The 3,036-nt window shown below is 44.4% G+C and carries 4 protein-coding genes, 1 rRNA gene and 1 pseudogene; all 6 read left to right on the forward strand.

What is annotated here, in order from left to right; all coding sequences use genetic code 11:
* Positions 1-573: pseudogene (locus CVN76_RS04580) on the forward strand (DNA polymerase III subunit gamma/tau); the annotation flags it as partial.
* A gap of 21 nt (positions 574-594) precedes the next feature.
* Positions 595-912, forward strand: a complete 318-nt coding sequence (locus tag CVN76_RS04585) for a YbaB/EbfC family nucleoid-associated protein (protein ID WP_053348895.1) — start codon at positions 595-597, stop codon at positions 910-912.
* 60 nt (positions 913-972) lie between these two features.
* Complete coding sequence (recR, locus tag CVN76_RS04590; RefSeq protein WP_034316264.1) at positions 973-1,569, forward strand: recombination mediator RecR; 597 nt, start codon at positions 973-975, stop codon at positions 1,567-1,569.
* 20 nt (positions 1,570-1,589) lie between these two features.
* A complete protein-coding gene (locus CVN76_RS04595) occupies positions 1,590-1,808 on the forward strand; it encodes a YaaL family protein (protein WP_100530468.1) in 219 nt (72 codons plus the stop codon).
* 110 nt (positions 1,809-1,918) lie between these two features.
* The gene (locus CVN76_RS04600) at positions 1,919-2,182 is read left to right on the forward strand and encodes a pro-sigmaK processing inhibitor BofA family protein (protein WP_061143380.1); all 264 of its coding nucleotides are present in this window, start codon (positions 1,919-1,921) and stop codon (positions 2,180-2,182) included.
* A 360-nt stretch (positions 2,183-2,542) separates the two neighbouring features.
* Positions 2,543-3,036 (forward strand): 16S ribosomal RNA (locus CVN76_RS04605); the annotation flags it as partial.

Below are 3,036 nucleotides of genomic sequence, written 5' to 3' on the forward strand. Positions count from 1 at the left end.
CAATTGCAGCTGAAAATCGAGGAGTTGGAGTCGAAGTTACAGGAAATGCAGAAAAACGGCATCCCCGTGGCCGTGACAGATAGACCTGCAGAACAGCCGAAAACGCAAAGGGCCGTTAAAAAGGCATATAAAGCGCCTTCCGGCAAGATCAATCAAGTTTTGAAACAGGCTACAAAGCCAGACCTCAATACTGTCAAAAGCAAGTGGGGGGAATTGCTTGAACAGTTAGGCATGCAAAATCAAAAGTCATTGGCAGCTTTATTGTCTGAGGCGGAACCTGTTGCTGCGTCAACTGAAGCTTTTGTGGTAAAATTCAAATATGATATTCATTGTCAAATGGCAATGGAAAATAACCGTTTCGTGGAAGTGATCGCCTCGATCATGCAGCAGTTGACCGGTCATCGAATGGAGATAGCCGGTGTTCCGGAGAGTCAGTGGCAAGGGTTGCGTGAGGACTTCATTTCAACCCAGCAGTTTGACGGTCCAGAAGAAACGGATTCAAAAGAAGAAGACCCTTTTATCGCGGAGGCTAGAAAATTAGTCGGCGATGATTTACTTGAAATTAAAGAATAATTGGAGGTTGGGAAAATGGGTATGCGTGGCGGTAATATGCAAAACATGATGAAACAAATGCAAAAGATGCAAAAGAAAATGGCGGAAGCACAAGAAGAACTAGGTGAAAAAAAGATTGAAGGCACTGCAGGAGGCGGAATGGTAACGGTTATCGTGACTGGCCATAAGGAAATAGTCGACGTGATCATCAAGCCGGAAGTTGTCGATCCAGATGATATCGATATGCTTCAGGATTTAGTCCTGGCTGCAACTAACGATGCCCTGAAAAAGGCAGAAGAGCTGACAAACCAAACGATGGGACAATTCACAAAAGGGATGAACCTTCCAGGCATGTTTTAAGCAAGTTTAAAAGAAACTTCCTTTCAGGGAGTTTCTTTTGAAATTTTTAGGAGGAATTCGATGCATTATCCAGAACCAATTTCCAAGCTCATTGATAGTTTTATGAAATTGCCGGGGATTGGGCCGAAAACGGCTGCGCGCTTAGCCTTTCATGTGCTGAGCATGAAGGAAGATACTGTTTTGGATTTTGCAAAAGCACTCGTCAACGCTAAGCGGAATCTGATGTATTGTTCAGTCTGCGGCCATATTACCGATCAAGATCCCTGTTATATCTGTGAAGACCAAAAGAGGGATAGAAGCTTGATTTGTGTTGTTCAGGACCCAAAAGATGTAATAGCGATGGAAAAGATGAGGGAATTCAATGGTTTGTATCATGTACTGCATGGCAGTATTTCACCGATGGACGGAATCGGTCCGGAAGATATAAATATTCCTGATTTATTGAAGCGCCTGCAAGATGAAACGGTGCTGGAGGTCATTTTGGCGACGAACCCCAACATTGAAGGTGAAGCGACAGCCATGTATATATCGCGGCTGCTGCGGCCATCGGGGATCAAAGTGACCCGCATAGCCCATGGTCTCCCTGTTGGCGGGGATTTGGAGTATGCGGATGAAGTGACGCTATCAAAAGCAATAGAAGGAAGAAGAGAAATATAAGATAGCTGGGAGGACTTCACTTGTTCTTTCGTAAAAAAAAGAAGCTTCGAAATGAATTCAATGAGTCATTGATGAAAGAGCTTGAACAATTGAAATGGAATTGGCATAATCAAAAATCATTGCTTGAAAAAAGCGTGGATCCATCCACGGAAGTAATCGCCCAGGCGAGGCTTGCGGAAGTGAAATATTTCTATTTATTTAAGGAAGTTAAAAGAAGGAATGTCCGCATTAAAAGGTGATGGAGGGATGGCTATGAAGGAATGCACTTCATAGTCATTTTTTTGTTTAAGTTCTTATTCCGAACCTATCTTCATATAAGTGTAGTACAAGCTTGCGGGGAGGAATGAGATTGGAACCTGTTGTCTTCGTTGCCGTAATCGGCGGCCTTATCTTAATGTTGCTCATCATCGGTGCGCCCTTGAGGCCTGTTCGGTTCATCGGGCAGGGAATTATCAAGATCATCATCGGTGCGGCCTTTTTGTTTTTTTTGAATACACTCGGAAATCAAGCGGGCATTCATGTACCCATCAACCCGGTTACCTCCGCAGTGGCCGGCCTGTTAGGAATTCCAGGTGTCGCAGCGTTGGCCGCGATTGGGTATTGGGTCATTTAAATGGTTTTGTTTTTAGCTCCATTTAATGAAAACCTCAGGGACATTCCCATGAGGTTTTTTTCCATGATTTTTTCATACATTAATGTTTTTTGAAAAAAACACAAATTAATCATTGACGAAATTAAATCAAGCTGATAATATATTAGGAGTCGCCAATAACGACTGGCTTACATAAACTATTGATCGAAAATCAATGATAATTAAACATTGACAATAGATCAGATAGGTGATAAGATTATAAAGTCGCTTACGAAGTAACGACAATAAATTGCTCTTTGAAAACTGAACAAAACAAAGCGCCAACGTTAAATTTTAAGTGAGCACACACTATCAAAAAAGCAAATGAGCAAGTCAAACATTTCTTCGGAGAGTTTGATCCTGGCTCAGGACGAACGCTGGCGGCGTGCCTAATACATGCAAGTCGAGCGAATCGACGGGAGCTTGCTCCCTGAGATTAGCGGCGGACGGGTGAGTAACACGTGGGCAACCTGCCTATAAGACTGGGATAACTTCGGGAAACCGGAGCTAATACCGGATACGTTCTTTTCTCGCATGAGGGAAGATGGAAAGACGGTTTACGCTGTCACTTATAGATGGGCCCGCGGCGCATTAGCTAGTTGGTGAGGTAATGGCTCACCAAGGCGACGATGCGTAGCCGACCTGAGAGGGTGATCGGCCACACTGGGACTGAGACACGGCCCAGACTCCTACGGGAGGCAGCAGTAGGGAATCTTCCGCAATGGACGAAAGTCTGACGGAGCAACGCCGCGTGAACGAAGAAGGCCTTCGGGTCGTAAAGTTCTGTTGTTAGGGAAGAACAAGTACCAGAGTAACTGCTGGTACCTTGACGGTAC

This window comes from Bacillus sp. mrc49, assembly GCF_002803435.1.

Coding starts and splice junctions, on each gene's coding strand:
- CVN76_RS04585 (WP_053348895.1), top strand. CDS start 595: ATGCGTGGCGGTAATATGCAAAACATGATGAAACAAATGCAAAAGATG.
- recR (WP_034316264.1), top strand. CDS start 973: ATGCATTATCCAGAACCAATTTCCAAGCTCATTGATAGTTTTATGAAA.